Origin of the sequence: Terrihabitans rhizophilus (genome assembly GCF_033898525.1) — a bacterium.
GTDB lineage: Bacteria > Pseudomonadota > Alphaproteobacteria > Rhizobiales > Methylopilaceae > Flaviflagellibacter > Flaviflagellibacter rhizophilus.
The window spans coordinates 248,320-263,158 of record NZ_JAXAFJ010000004.1; the positions used below are offsets into that span (position 1 = coordinate 248,320).

The following is a 14,839-nucleotide window of genomic DNA, read 5'->3' on the forward strand; positions in this document are numbered from 1 at the left end:
AACAGGGGGGAGCCGCTCCGGACGTTCGACACACAAGGTGTCGGCGTGGATGCGTGATACGGCTCCCCAACACCGGCCTAGAAGTCGCAAGTTAAACGTGCTGGGTTACGCTCAGACTACGCGCTCCTCCACTACAATGGTCTCCGAGATGCCCGCCGGATCGTAGAGCCACTTAGCCAGAGCGCCTGCGGCTATCGCCCCGAGGATGGGTGCGAGCCAAAACATCCACAGCTGGGCGATGTACTCGCCGCCTGCAAAGAGGGCTGGGCCGGTGCTTCGAGCAGGGTTTACCGAGGTGTTGGTGACCGGGATCGAGATCAGGTGGATCAACACCAAAGCAAAGCCGATCGGAATGCCGGCGAACCCCGATGCAGCACCCTTAGACGTTGTTCCGATGATGATGAAAAGGAAGAAGAAGGTAGCCAGGAACTCGATGAGGAACGCGGATCCCATGGAGAATTTGCCCGGGCTTAACTCACCATAGCCGTTCGAAGCGAAGCCTCCTGGCACCCAATCAGCCTTGCCGGAGGCTATCAGGTAAAGTGCAGTGGCACCTCCGATCGCACCGATGATCTGAGCGGCTATGTAGGGCGCGACATGTTTGTTGGCGCAGCGACCCGCGGACCATAGCCCGAGCGTCACGGCCGGATTGAAATGCCCGCCGGAGATGTGCCCAACGGCGTAGGCCATGGTCAGTACCGTGAGGCCGAAGGCGAAGGAGACACCCAGAAAACCAATGCCGAGTTCCGGGAAGGCTGCAGAGAGTACAGCTGCGCCGCATCCTCCAAAGGTCAGCCAGAATGTACCAAAGAACTCGGCACTCGCGCGACGTAGGATGTCGTTTTCCATCTGCATGCTCCCGGTTCAAGTAATCGTTTGATTAGCCTCAGCTCTGTGCCTCGCATGCAGCCGGAATCGTCGGGTGCACCAGGCAAGGTAGTCCACGGCCGCGGACAGTGAGGGTGACGCAAGGACAAGGCTGGAGACCGCCGGGCGGTTGTTCGAGAACTTCATCGTATTGGATAGCACGAGGTGCACAAGGAACTTCTTGCCGACAATTCGATCAATCCTGGGCCACGATCCAGAACATAAACCTCCGTATAGTTCCAATCGGCCAGCCAACCACTCAAACAAGACGTGCCGGACGGCGCTCGAATGCGTCCGCTACGAGAGGGCACATCAATGGCTTACGTTACCACTTCAGACGGCACGGACATCTTCTACAAGGATTGGGGATCGAAGGACGCACAGCCGATCGTGTTTCATCACGGCTGGCCGCTATCGTCCGACGACTGGGACGCCCAGATGCTGTTCTTCCTTGCGAACGGCTATCGCGTCGTGGCGCATGACCGCCGGGGCCATGGTCGCTCCTCGCAGGTCGGCACGGGCCATGACATGGACCATTACGCCTCGGACGCATCAGCCGTGGCCGAGCATCTCGATCTTCGCAACGCTGTCCATATCGGCCACTCCACCGGCGGCGGCGAAGTTGCCCGTTATGTCGCCAAGTACGGGGAGCCGCAGGGTCGCGTGGCCAAGGCGGTCCTGGTGAGCGCCGTTCCCCCGCTGATGGTCAAGACGGATGCGAACCCGGGAGGCACGCCGATCGAGGTGTTCGACGGCTTCCGGCAGGCGCTCGCGGCCAATCGCGCGGACTTCTTCCTGGCTGTCGCCTCGGGGCCGTTCTACGGCTTCAATCGTCCGGACGCGAAGGTCTCGCAGGCGGTGATCCAGAATTGGTGGCGGCAGGGAATGATGGGCAGTGCACAGGCTCATTACGAAGGCATCAAGGCCTTCTCCGAGACCGATCAGACTGCGGACCTCAAGGCCATCAGCGTGCCCACTCTGGTCATCCAGGGCGATGACGATCAGGTGGTGCCATACCGCGATGCGGCATTGCTGCAAGCGGAGTTGCTGAAGAACGGAACGCTGAAGATCTACGAAGGCTTCCCGCACGGGATGCTGACCACCCACGCCGAGGTCATCAACCCGGACCTGCTCGCCTTCGTGAAGGGCTGAGCCGCGGCACAGCAAGTCTGCAAGAAAGGGACGGATCCTGTCAGCCCCTTTCTATGCATGCTTAAAGTGCTGCAAGAGGTGAGCCCGCGAAATCGTCAGACAAAGCGCGGGATGGGGCCGATCTGGGGCGTTTGGTCCGGCAGTTCGACTTCCACGTCGTCGACATAGCACCAGCCCCATCCTTCCGGCGGATCGTAGCCTTCGATGATCGGATGGCCACTCGCATTGAAGTGCGCGCGCATGGCGGTGCGGAGACTGGTCGCAGCACCCCACATGACCGCATTGGCGGCACAGGCGCAGATGAACCCACATGCTGCCGATCTTGAGGCACTCCTCGCAGCCGCGCGCGCTGGGCTTCACGTCCCGGATCGTTCCCATATGCGAACGGGACATCTGCTGCTCGGGTGTATCGACTGTGCTCATCGTGTTCTCCGTCCCTGCGATGACTGCAATATCGCGCGCAAGTATCGGACGCTCCGGCGGCTCTATGCCAGACATACGCAAGTTTGGTTCATTGAGAGCATCCCGCGCGCTTCCTCGAAATGGCCCCACGCCCAGCTGTGCACCCGCGTCTGCATGGCGCTCGACCTGTGACCCGGCCTGTAGAACTCTTCACCAGCTTGCCCGGCATCGGATACTGCGGCACCGTGCTGACATGCTGGCGATCGGCGGGATCGCTGCGGGAGGCCGCAATGCGGGGCGATCGGGAAGCCAGGCGATGGATCGCTGCCATGCAGATTGGCGGCGCGGGTGTTCTGGCCCTCGGGATCTTCGCCCTCGACGTGCTGAGCCCGCTGCAGGGTGCCGTCGCGGTGCTCTACACGACTGTCGTCCTCATCGTTGCACGGGAACAGGTGCGCAACTGGGTGCTCGCGGCCGGCTGCTTGTGCTCGCTCCTGGCCATCTGCAGCTACTGGATCAGCCACGGCGGCGAGGGTTTCGAAGCGGCGACGGTGAGGCTGGCGGTCAGTCTTGTTGCGATTGCCACGACCAGCCTGCTCTGCGCCCGGCAGATCACGACTTCGGCGGAAAGGAAGAGCTCGGACGAGCGCTACCGCGCCATCTTCAACGCCGCCGGCTTCCCCATCTGGGAGTCCGACTGGTCGCTGGCGCACGAGATGATCTCGAGGGGCGAAGCACCAAACATCGACTTGGTGAGGAGAGCCGGCGAGGCGGCGTTCATCCGTAACGCGAATGAGGAGGCTGCACGCCTGTTCGGATATGCGAACCGGGCCGATCTGGTGGGCGGCAGCATCCTCAGGCATCACACCCCGGGCGGGCAAGCAACGCAGGCCCGCATTTTCGACCAGCTCATGGATGGGAAGTACCCCGTCGAGGAGGAGGTGCAGTTCGTCACCCTCTCCGGCGAAACGAGGGATGTGGTCCTGCGTGTCACCCTGCCGCCGGACCATGACGGATGGAAGCGCGTCCTCATCACGGCGCTCGACGTCACGCAGCGCAACCGCGCACAGCTGCGGCTTGCTGAATCCCAGGCTGAGCTGACGCATATGTCGCGTGTGACGACGCTCGGGCAGCTTGCGGCGTCGATTGCCCACGAGGTCAACCAGCCGCTGTCCGCCATCATCACCTATGCCCGCTCCGGTAAGCGCTGGCTGGCGCGCGAAGCGCCCGATGCCCGCGAGGTTGAGGATTGCCTGAACCAGATCGCGTCCAACGGCACGCGCGCAGCGGACGTGATCTCGCGCATCCGCGATCTGGCACGCAAGGCCGATCCGGAGCGGGCCGCGATGCAGCTTAGGCCCCTTATCGACGAGACCGTCGCTCTGCTTCAGCGCGATCTCGCGACGAACGAGGTTGCCTTGCACATCCGGCTGCCGGAAGGCTTGCCAGATGTCAGCGGCGATCGGGTCCAGTTGCAGCAGGTGCTGATGAACCTGCTGCTCAACGCCCAGCAGGCCATGAGCGAGAATGCGCCGGATCGGCGCGAGATCTGCATCGATGCCGCACAGGTGGACGGGCACGTCACCGTCGATGTGAGCGACTGCGGGATCGGGTTCGGCGGCCAGGATCCGGAAGCGCTGTTCCGCCCGTTCTTCACCACCAAACAGGATGGAATGGGCATGGGCCTGTCGATCTGCCGCTCCATCATCGAACAGCATGGCGGCACGCTGACCGCTGCCAGCAATGAGCGCGGGGGTGCAACCCTTCGCTTCCGGCTGCCGGTGGTCGGCAACGTCAGAAGGGAAGCGGCGTGATGGAGGACGTGACCGGCGGCTGCGTGTGCGTCATCGACGACGATCCCGACGTGCGCGGCTCGATCGGCAGCCTGCTGCGATCGACCGGGCTCGACGTCCGGCTCTACGACGGCCCAGCCGCATTTCTGGACGCCGGGGCGCCGGATGTCGCGTCCTGCCTGGTGCTCGACATCCGGCTGTCCGGGGAGAGCGGGCTGGATTTCCAGGAACGGCTTGCGGACCACGGCATCGCCCTGCCGGTGGTGCTGATCACGGGCCATGGCGACATACCGATGACCGTGCGCGGCATGAGAGCCGGCGCCGTCGATTTCCTGCCGAAGCCGTTCGGGGACGACCAATTGCTGGCGGCCGTGGGTAGGGCCCTCGACGCGGACCGTACCCGCCGCGCCAAGCTGGCCGAGGGAGCCGACCTCCAGGCCCTTTTCGAACGGCTGACGCCGCGCGAGAAGGAGGTGATGGCGCTGGTGGTGACGGGACTGATGAACAAGCAGGTGGCCGCCAAGCTCGAGCTCAGCGAGATCACCGTGAAAATCCACCGCGGAAACGTCATGCGCAAGATGGCCGCGCAATCACTCGCCGATCTTGTCAGGATGGCGGAACAGCTCGGCGTCCGCGATGCGAGCATCCAGCGCTATCATACCTCGGTGTGATGGCCGCAGCTTTCAGCCCGGGCCATATATCGGTTAAGGGCCGGATCGGCCGCTCTGGAGCTCTGCCTTGCCCCATCTGCATCAAGTTGCGATCGTCGACGACGATCCGGGAGTGAGGGGCAGCATCACCAGCCTTCTGCGTTCGGCCGGGCTGGTCGGCGTGCCGTTCGCATCGGCGGAAGATCTTCTCGGATGGCAGGACCGGGAGGCGCTGGCGTGCATCGTCACGGACCTGCACATGCCCGGCATGAGCGGGATGGATCTCCAGCACGCCTTGAACAGTGGCGGCTGGACGCAGCCGCTCCTCGTGATGACCGCTTTTCCCACATCCATCGTTCGCGAACAGATGACGGCGGCGGGCGCCCGGGCATTCCTGACGAAGCCGGTGGATCCGGACGCGCTGCTCGAAGCCATCGAGGACGCCATCCGGCTATAGCCGTCCACCTGTCAGGCGAGCGAAGAACCCAGCCGGCGGCCGTAGTCCACGATTGCCCTTCCGGCGCGCAGCCGCTCCGCTTCGAACGCCGCACGCGCTTCGGCCGTCCATCCCTGCTCTACTGCCTTTGCGAGCGACATCGCATCGCCGGCCGCTTTGGCCACGCCCATCGCGGTGTGTGGCCTCGCGACGAAAGCGGCATCGCCAATCAGCGCAATCCGCCGGTTGGCCATGCGCGGCGTCTCCATGTCAAAGATCGCCTGTGCAAACGGCGCCGGCTCTGCCGCGAAGACCTGGGCGAACTGCGGCGGCAGCAAATGGCCGGCGTCGGCCACCAGCTTTGCCCGTGCAGCCGCCGAAACGCCGCCCGGAGGAAGCGAGAAGGGATGCGTGCGTCCCTCCCCGTCCGTCAGCGCAGCCGCAAGATCCGGTGACCTGCGGTACCAGACGGCATTGTAGCGCCGCTCGCCCACATCGAGTTCGCCACGAGGACCAGCGACGGTGTAGCCGAGCACCTGTCCTCCCGGCATGTGGAAGAAGGCGAAGCGGTCGGACAGCAGATCGGCGGCCGACCCAGGCAAACGCTGCTCGTGAACGAGGGCGCGCCACGCGACATAGCCCGCGTAATGCGGCCCGTCGTCCCTCTGCAGAACGGCAGCACGGACGGCAGAGCCGATGCCGTCGGCACCGATCACGAGGTCCGCGTGGACCTGCGTTCCGTCGTCCAGTTCGAGCCAGGCATCGTCTTCGCCTTGCCCGGCCGCGATCGCGGCAGTTCCGAGATGGTAACGATCCGGCGCGATGCCGGCGCGCGCTGCGACATAGAGATGGTCCCAGGACACCTGCATCTGCGGCCGTGGATCACGGCTCAGCACCGCGCCCGCACGGTCCAGAGTGATCCGCTCACGCGCCACCACGCCAAGCGCGGCGACATCGTCGCGCCCGATCGCACGGAGCAGAGTGAACACCTCCGCCTGTGCGACCAGCCCGGCGCCTCGCCCCTCCAGACCGCTACGGGACCGCTCGAACACGTGGACCTCGTGCCCGGCCTGTTGCAGCAGGGCGGCGGAGAACAGGCCGGCCATGGAGCCGCCCGCGATTGCGATGCGCATGGCTCAGCGCTCCCGATGCAGGCTGGCAAGCTGGATCAGCACTCCGGCTGCCGAAAGCCCGCCGCCGAGCACGGTCACCCCGGTCCAGCCACTTGCCGTCCAGGCCCATGTCGCGGCCGCCGAACCTGCGGCGCCGCCAAGGAACATCGCACCCATGAAGATCGTGTTGAGCCGCGCCCTTGCCTCGGGACGGAGCGCATAGACGACGTGCTGGTTCGACACGAGCGCGCTCTGCACCCCGAAATCGAGCAGGACCACGCCGACGATCAGCCCGGCAATGCTGCCCCACAGCCCGAAAACGGGCCAGGCGGCAAGGGTCAGGACCGCGCCGAGCAGGATGACATGGTGCGGGCCCCAGCGATCCGCGATGCGGCCCGCCACCGGCGCGGCCAGCACACCGACGGCGCCGACAATGCCGAACAGTCCGGCGACATCCGCACCCAGATTGTAGCGGGGCTGCTGGAGCTGGAGGGCAAGGATCGTCCAGAATGCACTGAAGGCCGCGAACAGAAGCGCCTGAATGACAGCCGCCTTCCGGAGCTCGCCGAACTCCTGCCAAAGGCTGCCGAGCGAGCGGAGCAGTGAGGGATAGGAGAGCCCGCCGGCCGGCTCGCTGCGCGGCAGGCGTACGGCCATGACCGCGCCGGCGCCGAGCGCAAGCGGCACACCGAGCCAGAACATCTCACGCCAGCCCGCGTGGGTGGCGACGAAACCGGAGAGCGTGCGGCTGAGCAGGATGCCGCAGAGCAGCCCCGCCATCACTGTCCCGACCGTGGCGCCGCGCCGTGCCGGCGCCGACAGGTGGGCCGCGAACGGCACGATCTGCTGGGCCACCGTGGCCGTGACACCCACGAGCAAGGATGCCGCGATGACGAAGGCCGCGCTGGGTGCCAGAGCCGCGAGGGCCAGCGCGAGCGCGAGGGCTGCGAACTGGATGACGATGAGGCGCTTGCGTTCGACGAGGTCGCCCAGCGGCACCAGCAGCACCAGTCCGGCGGCGTAACCCAGCTGCGTCGCCGTTGGAACGAGGCTCGTCGCAGATCCCGGAAGATCGCGCTCCATGATGCCGAGCATGGGCTGGTTGTAATAGATGTTGGCAACCGCGATGCCGGCTGCCGCCGCCATGGCGAAGGTCATCCCGCGCTGAAGCCCGCTGGCAGGAGCTGCCATCCCCTCCTCTAAGATCATCGTCATCCCAACCTCCTATTGGCGTTGAACGAAATCTAGATCTTCACGCCCGACAGGATTAGTAGCGGCACCTCGGCAGCCGGTTTATCATCCGTAGATATGATGGAACTTGCAGACATCGCCGTGCTCGTGGAGACGGTCCGGCAAGGAAGTCTCTCCGCAGCCGGGCGCCGACTGGGGCTGACACCCATGGCGGCGTCACGTCGGCTGGCCGCGCTGGAGGCGGAACTGGGCGTTCGACTCGTTCATCGCACCACCCGCTCGCTGTCCCTGACATCGGAGGGCGAGGCATTCTTCCCGCACGCCGAAGCGATGCTGGCCCATGCTGCGGAAGGTCAGGCGGCGCTGGCTGGCGGCAACACCGCAGCCGGCCTGCTCCGCATCACGGCGTCCATCCCCTTCGGGCGGAAAGTCGTAACGCCGATGCTGGCGGGATTTCTGGCCAGCAATCCAGACCTGCGCGTAGAATTGCGCCTGAGCGATGCGGTGATCGACATCACGGCCCAGGGCGTCGACATCGCGCTTCGGTTGGGAGAGTTGCGGGATAACGGCCTGATCGCGCGCCGTCTTTCGAACGATCCGCGGGGGCTCTACGCGGCGCCGGATTATCTCGCACAGTACGGACCTCCCGCCACTGCAGCCGATCTCAGGGAGCACCAGTGCCTCGCTTTGCTGGGAACAACCCACTGGACCTTCGAGCAAGGCGGACGGACCCTGCGCCAGCCGATTGGCGGCCGGTTCACCGCCGACAGCGTCGAGGCTTTGCATCAGGCCTGCCTGGAAGGTCTCGGCATTGCCCGGCTGTCACTCTGGAATGTGCGCGACGACGTCCGGAGCGGCCGCCTGATGGACGTGCCGCTCTCCGGTTTTGCCCTGCCAGATCACGGAATCTGGGCCGTTCTGCCCACCCGCCAGTTCGTACCCGCCAAGGTGAGGCTCTTCCTCGACGCCTTCTCGGCTCATCTCGCCGAAGATTGATCCGGCTCATCGGCAAGCTCGGATCGACGCCGCGTCTTCAGAATCGTCCTATCCTGAAGGCGGCGACCAGGCCGCCCCCCGGAGCGCGTTCGATGGCAAGAGCGCTGCCATAGGCCTGCAATATGTCGGACACGATGGCGAGGCCGAGACCCGCGCCGCCGCTCTGGTCCTGGCGATGGCCACGCTGGATCAATTGCTCGATGGCCGCCGGGTCCAGTCCCGGTCCATCATCGCTGACGGCGATCTCGATCTGCCGGGCTGTTGATCGGGCGCGCAAGACGACCTGCGTGCGCGCATGCCGAACCGCATTCTCCATCAGGTTGCCCAGAACGTCGTAGAGGTCGTCGCGATCCATGGCGACCGCGCACCCGCTTTCCACCTCCAGCTCAATGTTGAGGCGCGTTCCCAGCGGCGTCCGGGTGAGCGTTCGCGCAAGTGCATCGGCGACGGGCTGGACCTCTGTCAATTCCCCACCCGGAGCGTAGCGCATGCGGGAGCGGGCCAGTTCCCGTTCCACGGTGCGGCGCATCTGCTCGCCCACGGCGCTGATGCCGTCTGCGATCTCGACCTCACCTCGCTCGCGAAGCTGGCGCACATCCGCGGCCAGGGCCGTGAGCGGTGTCTTCAGGCCATGGGCCAGATCGGCGGCACGGTCGCGAGCACGCGCCAGTGCGGCCTCCTGCTCCGTGAGCAGCGTGTTAACGGCGGACACGAGAGGCTGGATTTCCGATGGCCCATCTTCTCTGAGGCGCCGCAAACGCCCTGCCTGAACGGCCTCAACCCCCCACCGCATATTGGCCAAGGGCTGCAGGCCGGCCCTGACCTGGAACCAGGCGGCAAGCACGAGGAAGAAGCCCAGCGCCGCAAGCGCGAAGACCATGTCCTGTGTGAACGCGCTTTTCAGCCGGTCCTGGTCCTCCCGCGTGACCGCCACGCCGATGCGCAATGTGTGCGGCCGATCGTCGGCACTGACGACGATCCGCCGCTCCCTTAAATGGAGCTGCTGTCCCGCCGGACCTGCGATCGTCGATGTGGAGGTCTCCCCCGGTTGCGAGGCAGGAGCACCCGCCTCCAGCTCCACGTCCCAGAGGGATCGGGAGCGGAGCGCCGGTCCGCCGCTTTCATCGCGAACCTGCCAGTACAGACCCCCATAGATCGCGGCGAAGCGCGGATTTGCCGGCTGCCGGGTGACGCTCAGCGCTCCATCCGCACCAACCGCCACAACGCCCGCGATCTGCGTCACGTAAGCATCGAGTTCCTGCTCGATGCGGCGTTCCAGATGGCGGCTGAACAGCTCGGAAATTGCCGCCCCGGCAAGCACCAGCGCCGCGAGAGTTGCCGAGAAAGCCAGAAGGAGCAGGCGCAGGCGCAGCGAGCGCAGCACCGCGCTATTCCTCGCCGATGACGTAGCCGAAGCCCCGCCGCGTTTCTATCACACCGGCTCCGATCTTCTTGCGCACCCGCCCGACGAGCACTTCGATCGCGTTCGACTCCCGGTCGCCAAGCTCGCCCTGCAATTGTTCGGCAAGCTCCTGCTGCGTCACGACGCGCCCTGGATGGTGCATCATATAGGCGATCAGCCGGTACTCCTGCGGGGACAAGGCCACCGGCAGCCCCCGCAAGGACAAGCGCATCTGCCGCGTATCGAGCGTGAGGCCGCCCAGCGAGAAGACCGCACTTGCCTGCCCCGAGCCGCGCCGGAGATTGGCGCGCAGCCTTGCCAGCAGTTCGTCCATCTCGAAGGGCTTGGGCAGATAGTCGTCGGCGCCTGCATCCATGCCCTCGACGCGCTCCCTCCAATTGCCGCGTGCCGTGAGGATGATCACGGGAAAGGTGCGCCCGTTCTCCCGCCACCGCTTCAGCACGGAAAGCCCGTCCATGGTCGGCAGGCCAAGATCGAGGATGACGCCGGCATAATCCTCGGTGTCCCCGAGGAACCAGGCGTCCTCCCCGTCCGCGCACGTCTCCGGCACATAGCCGTGCGCGCTGAGCACGGCGGCCAGATCGGCGCTGATCCTGGGATCATCCTCGACGCAAAGGATCCGCATCAATCGTCCTCGTCCACGCTCAGAACGCCCCCGGTTCGTGGATCGACCTCGATCTCCAGCACGCGTCCTCCCGTGCTCAGGATCTTGATCTCGTACTCTGCCACCCCGTCATCTTCGGTGAGTTCGACGCCGAGAACCTCGCCGGGAAAGCGGGATCGAACCTTGGCGAGTATCTCATCCAGAGGAAGCATGTCGCCACGACGTACGCCGGTCAGCGCCTTGTCCGCATCGCTGGGCCGTGGGCGCTCGGCCAAGGGCGGCGTGGCGGGCGCGGGTTGGGGCACTTCGGCGGCTATGGGCGCCGTGGCGTTGCCAGTCGGAGACGCGGACTGCGGATGCCGGAGCAGGTACATGGACCCCGCGCCCACGCCGGCACCCAGCGTCAGGCACAGTCCCACCAAGGTGAACGTCTTCAAGTACACCCCTGACCTATGGCGCGGTGGAGATGACAGATCGCTGACATCGTTCATCAGGCAGCCGTCATGCCGGTTGGTTCAAGTTCGGTCCGTCGCTGATCGGCGCGACGCGAAATCGATAGGTGAACCATGATGACTTTGAAAGCTGGACTGGCCCTTGCAGCCCTTGCCGCCTTCTCGCTCCCCGCTCTGGCGAACGACGATGCGCAGGGCTCACGCGAGGGTTGGATGAGCGCGGGAGCGGTGTCCTCGAAGCTGGAGGCTCAGGGATATACCCGTATCACCGAGATCGAGGCTGATGATGGCGTCTACGAAGTCGATGCCACGGCACCAGAGGGTCATCGCGTTGACCTGAAGGTAAATCCGACAACGGCCGAAATCCTGCGCAGCGAGCGCGACGACGATTGATCCAGCTTGCTGCCGCCGGTGGGACGAAACTCCGGCGGCAGCGCGGCTGACCTCTGGGCCGGTCCGAGACCGTCTCGCCTTTGCTTGCTGCAGTCTTCTAGGCAGCCGGGCGAGAACCACGCGCCAGCGAGATCTTGGAGCGGCCCTCATCCTTGGGTCGGCTTCCTTCCAGCGACGCACGATGGAGTGCCTCTCCTGCTGCACCGCCAACAAACCGCAGATCGGCCGGATCACAGGTTCTGGCGATGCCCAGGGCAAGGTGATGGAGATGGACGCGGCGATTGCAGAACAGCGCCAGCTCAACGCGCTGGCGCTTGGGAAGTCCTGAAATCGCCGCCAATGGCTCGCCGTCCGCCATGCGCATCACGCTCGCGAGCTGGTCGAGAGAGATGGGGCAGGCTTCTTCGTTGGGGACCGTTTGCATCGTGTTCCTCGCTGAGAGGAGACTGCGTCAGGAGACGTTTACGATAGATTAAGCATGCGGAGGCGCGCCGATGATGATCTCATGTCGTCACCTAAACGACCCAGACGTTCAGGCACAGGCTGTCGAGGTTCGCTCAAGGCTTGTTCCTGGCTGTGCCGTTTCCCGTCAGGTCCAGCGCACGAAGATAGGCGCCTCCCAGCCCCTTCGGTGAGATCGAAAAGCTTATCGGCGAGCCATTGTCCGCTGTCGTCGCCGTGATCTTGAGCGTGGTCGCCTTCTTCAGGCGATCGAGCGCTGCCGCGTCGAAGCTCAGCGGAACCACGCAGCCCACGGGCAGGCATGTGCGGAAGGACAGGACCATCGGCTTGGCGTCGTCCATCGCCAGCGTGACGCCGGATGCAAGGAGAAGGCCGAACGGCAGCGCGAGGTTTCCCGTGGCGCCGCTCTGACCCGGGGCAAGTTCCATGGCGACGAGGCGCTGGCGATTTCCGTCCAGCACCTGCTGGCTCACCAGGCACTGCTTTCGGTCGCCCTGCACCTGGCAGCCCACGGTCCAGTCTCCATGGACCTCGGTCAGCGCGCTGGCTCCGCCCGGAAGCGCGGGGCCGGTTGGCTGCGCGAGCGCCGGCGAGGCGCACAGCAGCGCGAACGCCAGCACCACATGCATTGCGGCAGCACTTCCGGACGCGGGCGCGAGGTTCGCTTGCATGCCTGCCTATCCCCCTAGAACTGGAACCCGAGCCGGCCGGCGAAGGAATGCTGCGTCGTCAAGTCGCCGAAGGCTCCATCATAGGACACTCCGAGCTTGACCCCCTCCGAGCTGAGAATCTCGGCGCCAAGGCCCACTTTATAGAGCGGGGAATCGACATCCTCGGTCAGCCGCAGGAGCGGTGCGTCCAGTTCGGCGGCCGCGGTGAACCCTCCCTCCAGTTCCCAGCTGTGGTTGGAGAGCTCGATCCCGCCGTTCACGAAGAGGCGGAGATCCACGTTTCTGGCGACCGCGAACTCGGTCCCGAGCTCGAGCCCCGGCGTTGCGGAGAAGAACCATCCGGAACTGCCGTCGAAGGTGAAGGCGGCAAGGGAACCGGTCTCCTCACCGGAGATGCTGGACCAGCGCGCATCGACCTGCAGGCTCGGTTCCAGGTAGAACGACCCGAAGCGATAGTTCACCCCGGCCTTGGTGGAGAGCGCGAACTGCTCGCCATCCTGGGTGTAGGTGACCTGGTTGCCGATGCCCGGCAGCAGGATATCCGGCAGGTAGACGCCTTCCAGCGTCTCGCCGGGCGTCGATTCCACCTGCTGCACGGTCGTGTCGCGCTGCCCCGAGAACTCGGCCGTGCCGCCGCCCACGAGGAAGTCGGCGAAGAAGCTGCCCGCACTGTACTTGGCCAGCGCATAGCCCTGCCAGCCCGAACCTTCCGTCGAGGACAGGAGGGCATCGCCCATCGAGATGTCGGATTCGTAGCTCGTATGGGCGACCACGCCGCCCAGGGACCAGTTATCCGAGACCTCGAAGCGGCCGCCCAGAGAGATCACCTGTAGCTTGTCGTCGCGGTCCGTCGCGCCGTCGCCGGCATCGCGCTCGTAGCGCAGGTTCGGCGAGATAGAGAACCAGACGCACCGGGCCAGCGGGTCCTCGTCCTGAGCCCTTCCTCCGCAATCGCGGCCGGCGTCGAGCACCTGGGCCGTGGAGCGGTTCATCAGTTCGAAGCTGTGCACGGCATAGCTCGGCGTCAGCCTTGTCAGCGTTTCGCCGAGCGTCTGCTCGTCCGGAAGGAACCGGAGCATGTTGATGAGGCGGGCCATCGGGTTTTCAGGACTGGATGCCGCTTCGAGGCCGTCGAAATAGTCCGCCAGCGCGAAGACATTGCTGTCCGTGGTTCCCGATGCCGGATCCTGCGCCAGCGAGATGAAGCTCGGCTTCTCCGCGAACAGGACGAGGTCCGTGCCGTTCTCGACCGTGCTGGTGAAGTCGAAGCCCACCGTTGGCCGGAAGGTCGGCGTGAAGCCGTCCGCCGTCATGCCATCCTCGGCGCGGGCGATGGTGTAGCGCTCGAACAGCTTGTCGATCGACAAGAAGTTGAGCGGCGCCGTGCCGTCGAAATCGCCGGTGCCGGAGATATTGAGCCGATCCGTCAGCTGGGTGTCCAGATCGATGTCGGTCACGAAACTGCCGCTCGCGGCCTGTTCGAAGCCACCCGTCAGATCGACGGCATAGGCGGCCGGAGCCGGACCGCCGGCCTCGAGGTTGCGGATCTTGCCGATGCCGCTGTTCGTGAACAGGCCCTCGTTGAGGTACAGCCCGTCCTCGCCAAGCAGGATCTGCTGGGTCGCCACCATGCTCGCGGAGGCGCCGTTCTCGAAACGGTTGATGCCCGTGCCGAGATCGACATTGCCGATGACGCGGCCAAGTTCATTGAGGATCACGTCGTCGCCGAATGTCGCGAAGATCGTGTTGCGCATGGGCGGGTCGCCCGGACCCGTCGGAGGCTCGGGACTGAGATCGTCCAGCATGGCCGCCAAGGATCCCGGCACCCCTTCCAGGGCCAGTGCGGAAATCGGCGGCAGGCCGAGCGTGAAGAGCACGCTGTTGTTGACGAGCGTGTTGTCCGCTCCGCCCACGATCATCGCGCCAACGCCCGTGCCGTCGCCGCCTATCGTGTAGTCACCGTTCAGGGCCATCGAGATGTTGCCCTTGCCGCCCGATGCGGAGCTCTCTCCGTAGACGGCAACCGAGTCGCCGCCGCGTGCGAAGAGGCTCTCCTGCGCCACCAGATTGACGGCGCCCGAATTGCCGTTGCCGGTCGCGCTCTGCCCGAACAGCGCGTAGGAACTGGCGCCTGTGACCGTCACCGTGTTCATCGCAGTGGCACCGGCCGCCGCCGCGTCCCCGATGCCGCCGCGCGAGCCGGCCCCGGACTGGCCGAGTGCAAGCTGGTCGGTG

The 14,839-nt window shown here is 65.4% G+C and carries 15 protein-coding genes and 1 pseudogene; 6 read left to right on the top strand and 10 right to left on the bottom strand.

Annotated elements, in window-relative coordinates; genetic code table 11:
* Positions 1–111 precede the first annotated feature (111 nt).
* On the bottom strand, positions 112–849 hold the full coding sequence (gene aqpZ, locus SCD90_RS09285; RefSeq protein WP_319844378.1) for an aquaporin Z: 738 nt from the start codon (positions 847–849) through the stop codon (positions 112–114).
* Positions 850–1,182: 333 nt separating this feature from the next.
* Here aqpZ and SCD90_RS09290 point away from each other — a divergent pair, with 333 nt between their 5' ends.
* Positions 1,183–2,019 carry an alpha/beta fold hydrolase gene (locus SCD90_RS09290; protein ID WP_425265670.1) on the top strand — a complete coding sequence of 279 codons (837 nt, stop codon included), beginning with the start codon at positions 1,183–1,185 and terminating at the stop codon, positions 2,017–2,019.
* A 95-nt stretch (positions 2,020–2,114) separates the two neighbouring features.
* Here the strand turns inward: SCD90_RS09290 and SCD90_RS09295 are convergent.
* Positions 2,115–2,412, bottom strand: a pseudogene (locus tag SCD90_RS09295) (UBP-type zinc finger domain-containing protein).
* A 338-nt stretch (positions 2,413–2,750) separates the two neighbouring features.
* Here SCD90_RS09295 and SCD90_RS09300 point away from each other — a divergent pair.
* From SCD90_RS09300 to SCD90_RS09310, 3 genes are all read left to right on the top strand, one after another.
* On the top strand, positions 2,751–4,235 hold the full coding sequence (locus SCD90_RS09300) for a sensor histidine kinase (protein WP_319844380.1): 1,485 nt from the start codon (positions 2,751–2,753) through the stop codon (positions 4,233–4,235).
* Positions 4,235–4,885, top strand: coding sequence for a response regulator transcription factor (locus SCD90_RS09305; protein ID WP_319844381.1), 651 nt, complete (start codon positions 4,235–4,237; stop codon positions 4,883–4,885). The genes SCD90_RS09300 and SCD90_RS09305 overlap by 1 nt, the downstream gene beginning before the upstream one ends.
* Positions 4,886–4,952: 67 nt before the next feature.
* Entirely contained in the window at positions 4,953–5,321 is a 369-nt protein-coding gene (locus SCD90_RS09310) for a response regulator transcription factor (RefSeq protein WP_319844382.1), read from the top strand.
* A gap of 11 nt (positions 5,322–5,332) precedes the next feature.
* Here SCD90_RS09310 and SCD90_RS09315 read toward each other — a convergent pair whose 3' ends face one another.
* The gene (locus SCD90_RS09315; RefSeq protein WP_319844383.1) at positions 5,333–6,433 is read right to left on the bottom strand and encodes an FAD binding domain-containing protein; all 1,101 of its coding nucleotides are present in this window, start codon (positions 6,431–6,433) and stop codon (positions 5,333–5,335) included.
* Positions 6,434–6,436: 3 nt separating this feature from the next.
* Positions 6,437–7,621 carry an MFS transporter gene (locus SCD90_RS09320; protein ID WP_319844408.1) on the bottom strand — a complete coding sequence of 395 codons (1,185 nt, stop codon included), beginning with the start codon at positions 7,619–7,621 and terminating at the stop codon, positions 6,437–6,439.
* A 99-nt stretch (positions 7,622–7,720) separates the two neighbouring features.
* Between SCD90_RS09320 and SCD90_RS09325 the strand changes: the two genes are divergently transcribed.
* Entirely contained in the window at positions 7,721–8,599 is an 879-nt protein-coding gene (locus SCD90_RS09325) for a LysR family transcriptional regulator (RefSeq protein ID WP_319844384.1), read from the top strand.
* 37 nt (positions 8,600–8,636) lie between these two features.
* On the opposite strand, the gene SCD90_RS09330 is transcribed toward SCD90_RS09325, so the two are convergent.
* Genes SCD90_RS09330 through SCD90_RS09340 form a run of 3 tightly spaced genes read right to left on the bottom strand, consistent with a single transcriptional unit; the run spans position 8,637 to position 11,063 of the window.
* Entirely contained in the window at positions 8,637–9,983 is a 1,347-nt protein-coding gene (locus SCD90_RS09330; protein ID WP_319844385.1) for a HAMP domain-containing sensor histidine kinase, read from the bottom strand.
* A gap of 4 nt (positions 9,984–9,987) precedes the next feature.
* Entirely contained in the window at positions 9,988–10,647 is a 660-nt protein-coding gene (locus SCD90_RS09335) for a response regulator transcription factor (protein ID WP_319844386.1), read from the bottom strand.
* Complete coding sequence (locus SCD90_RS09340) at positions 10,647–11,063, bottom strand: PepSY domain-containing protein (RefSeq protein WP_319844387.1); 417 nt, start codon at positions 11,061–11,063, stop codon at positions 10,647–10,649. The genes SCD90_RS09335 and SCD90_RS09340 overlap by 1 nt, the downstream gene beginning before the upstream one ends.
* Before the next feature lie 129 nt (positions 11,064–11,192).
* Here SCD90_RS09340 and SCD90_RS09345 point away from each other — a divergent pair, with 129 nt between their 5' ends.
* Positions 11,193–11,471: a PepSY domain-containing protein gene (locus tag SCD90_RS09345; RefSeq protein ID WP_319844388.1), complete on the top strand. Its 279-nt coding sequence runs from the start codon at positions 11,193–11,195 to the stop codon at positions 11,469–11,471.
* A gap of 97 nt (positions 11,472–11,568) precedes the next feature.
* Here the strand turns inward: SCD90_RS09345 and SCD90_RS09350 are convergent, their stop codons facing one another.
* From SCD90_RS09350 to SCD90_RS09360, 3 genes are all read right to left on the bottom strand, one after another.
* Positions 11,569–11,895 (bottom strand): hypothetical protein, encoded by a 327-nt coding sequence (locus SCD90_RS09350; RefSeq protein WP_319844389.1) that lies wholly within the window; start codon positions 11,893–11,895, stop codon positions 11,569–11,571.
* Between the two features lie 133 nt (positions 11,896–12,028).
* Positions 12,029–12,604, bottom strand: coding sequence for an invasion associated locus B family protein (locus tag SCD90_RS09355; protein ID WP_319844390.1), 576 nt, complete (start codon positions 12,602–12,604; stop codon positions 12,029–12,031).
* 14 nt (positions 12,605–12,618) lie between these two features.
* Positions 12,619–14,839 (bottom strand): autotransporter outer membrane beta-barrel domain-containing protein (locus SCD90_RS09360; protein WP_319844391.1); only part of this gene is annotated, 2,221 nt, incomplete at its 5' end.

Coding starts and splice junctions, on each gene's coding strand:
- SCD90_RS09345 (WP_319844388.1), top strand. CDS start 11,193: ATGATGACTTTGAAAGCTGGACTGGCCCTTGCAGCCCTTGCCGCCTTC.
- SCD90_RS09300 (WP_319844380.1), top strand. CDS start 2,751: ATGCAGATTGGCGGCGCGGGTGTTCTGGCCCTCGGGATCTTCGCCCTC.
- SCD90_RS09325 (WP_319844384.1), top strand. CDS start 7,721: ATGATGGAACTTGCAGACATCGCCGTGCTCGTGGAGACGGTCCGGCAA.
- SCD90_RS09305 (WP_319844381.1), top strand. CDS start 4,235: ATGGAGGACGTGACCGGCGGCTGCGTGTGCGTCATCGACGACGATCCC.
- SCD90_RS09320 (WP_319844408.1), bottom strand. CDS start 7,621: ATGATCTTAGAGGAGGGGATGGCAGCTCCTGCCAGCGGGCTTCAGCGC.
- aqpZ (WP_319844378.1), bottom strand. CDS start 849: ATGGAAAACGACATCCTACGTCGCGCGAGTGCCGAGTTCTTTGGTACA.
- SCD90_RS09355 (WP_319844390.1), bottom strand. CDS start 12,604: ATGCAAGCGAACCTCGCGCCCGCGTCCGGAAGTGCTGCCGCAATGCAT.
- SCD90_RS09290 (WP_425265670.1), top strand. CDS start 1,183: ATGGCTTACGTTACCACTTCAGACGGCACGGACATCTTCTACAAGGAT.
- SCD90_RS09350 (WP_319844389.1), bottom strand. CDS start 11,895: ATGCAAACGGTCCCCAACGAAGAAGCCTGCCCCATCTCTCTCGACCAG.
- SCD90_RS09315 (WP_319844383.1), bottom strand. CDS start 6,433: ATGCGCATCGCAATCGCGGGCGGCTCCATGGCCGGCCTGTTCTCCGCC.
- SCD90_RS09335 (WP_319844386.1), bottom strand. CDS start 10,647: ATGCGGATCCTTTGCGTCGAGGATGATCCCAGGATCAGCGCCGATCTG.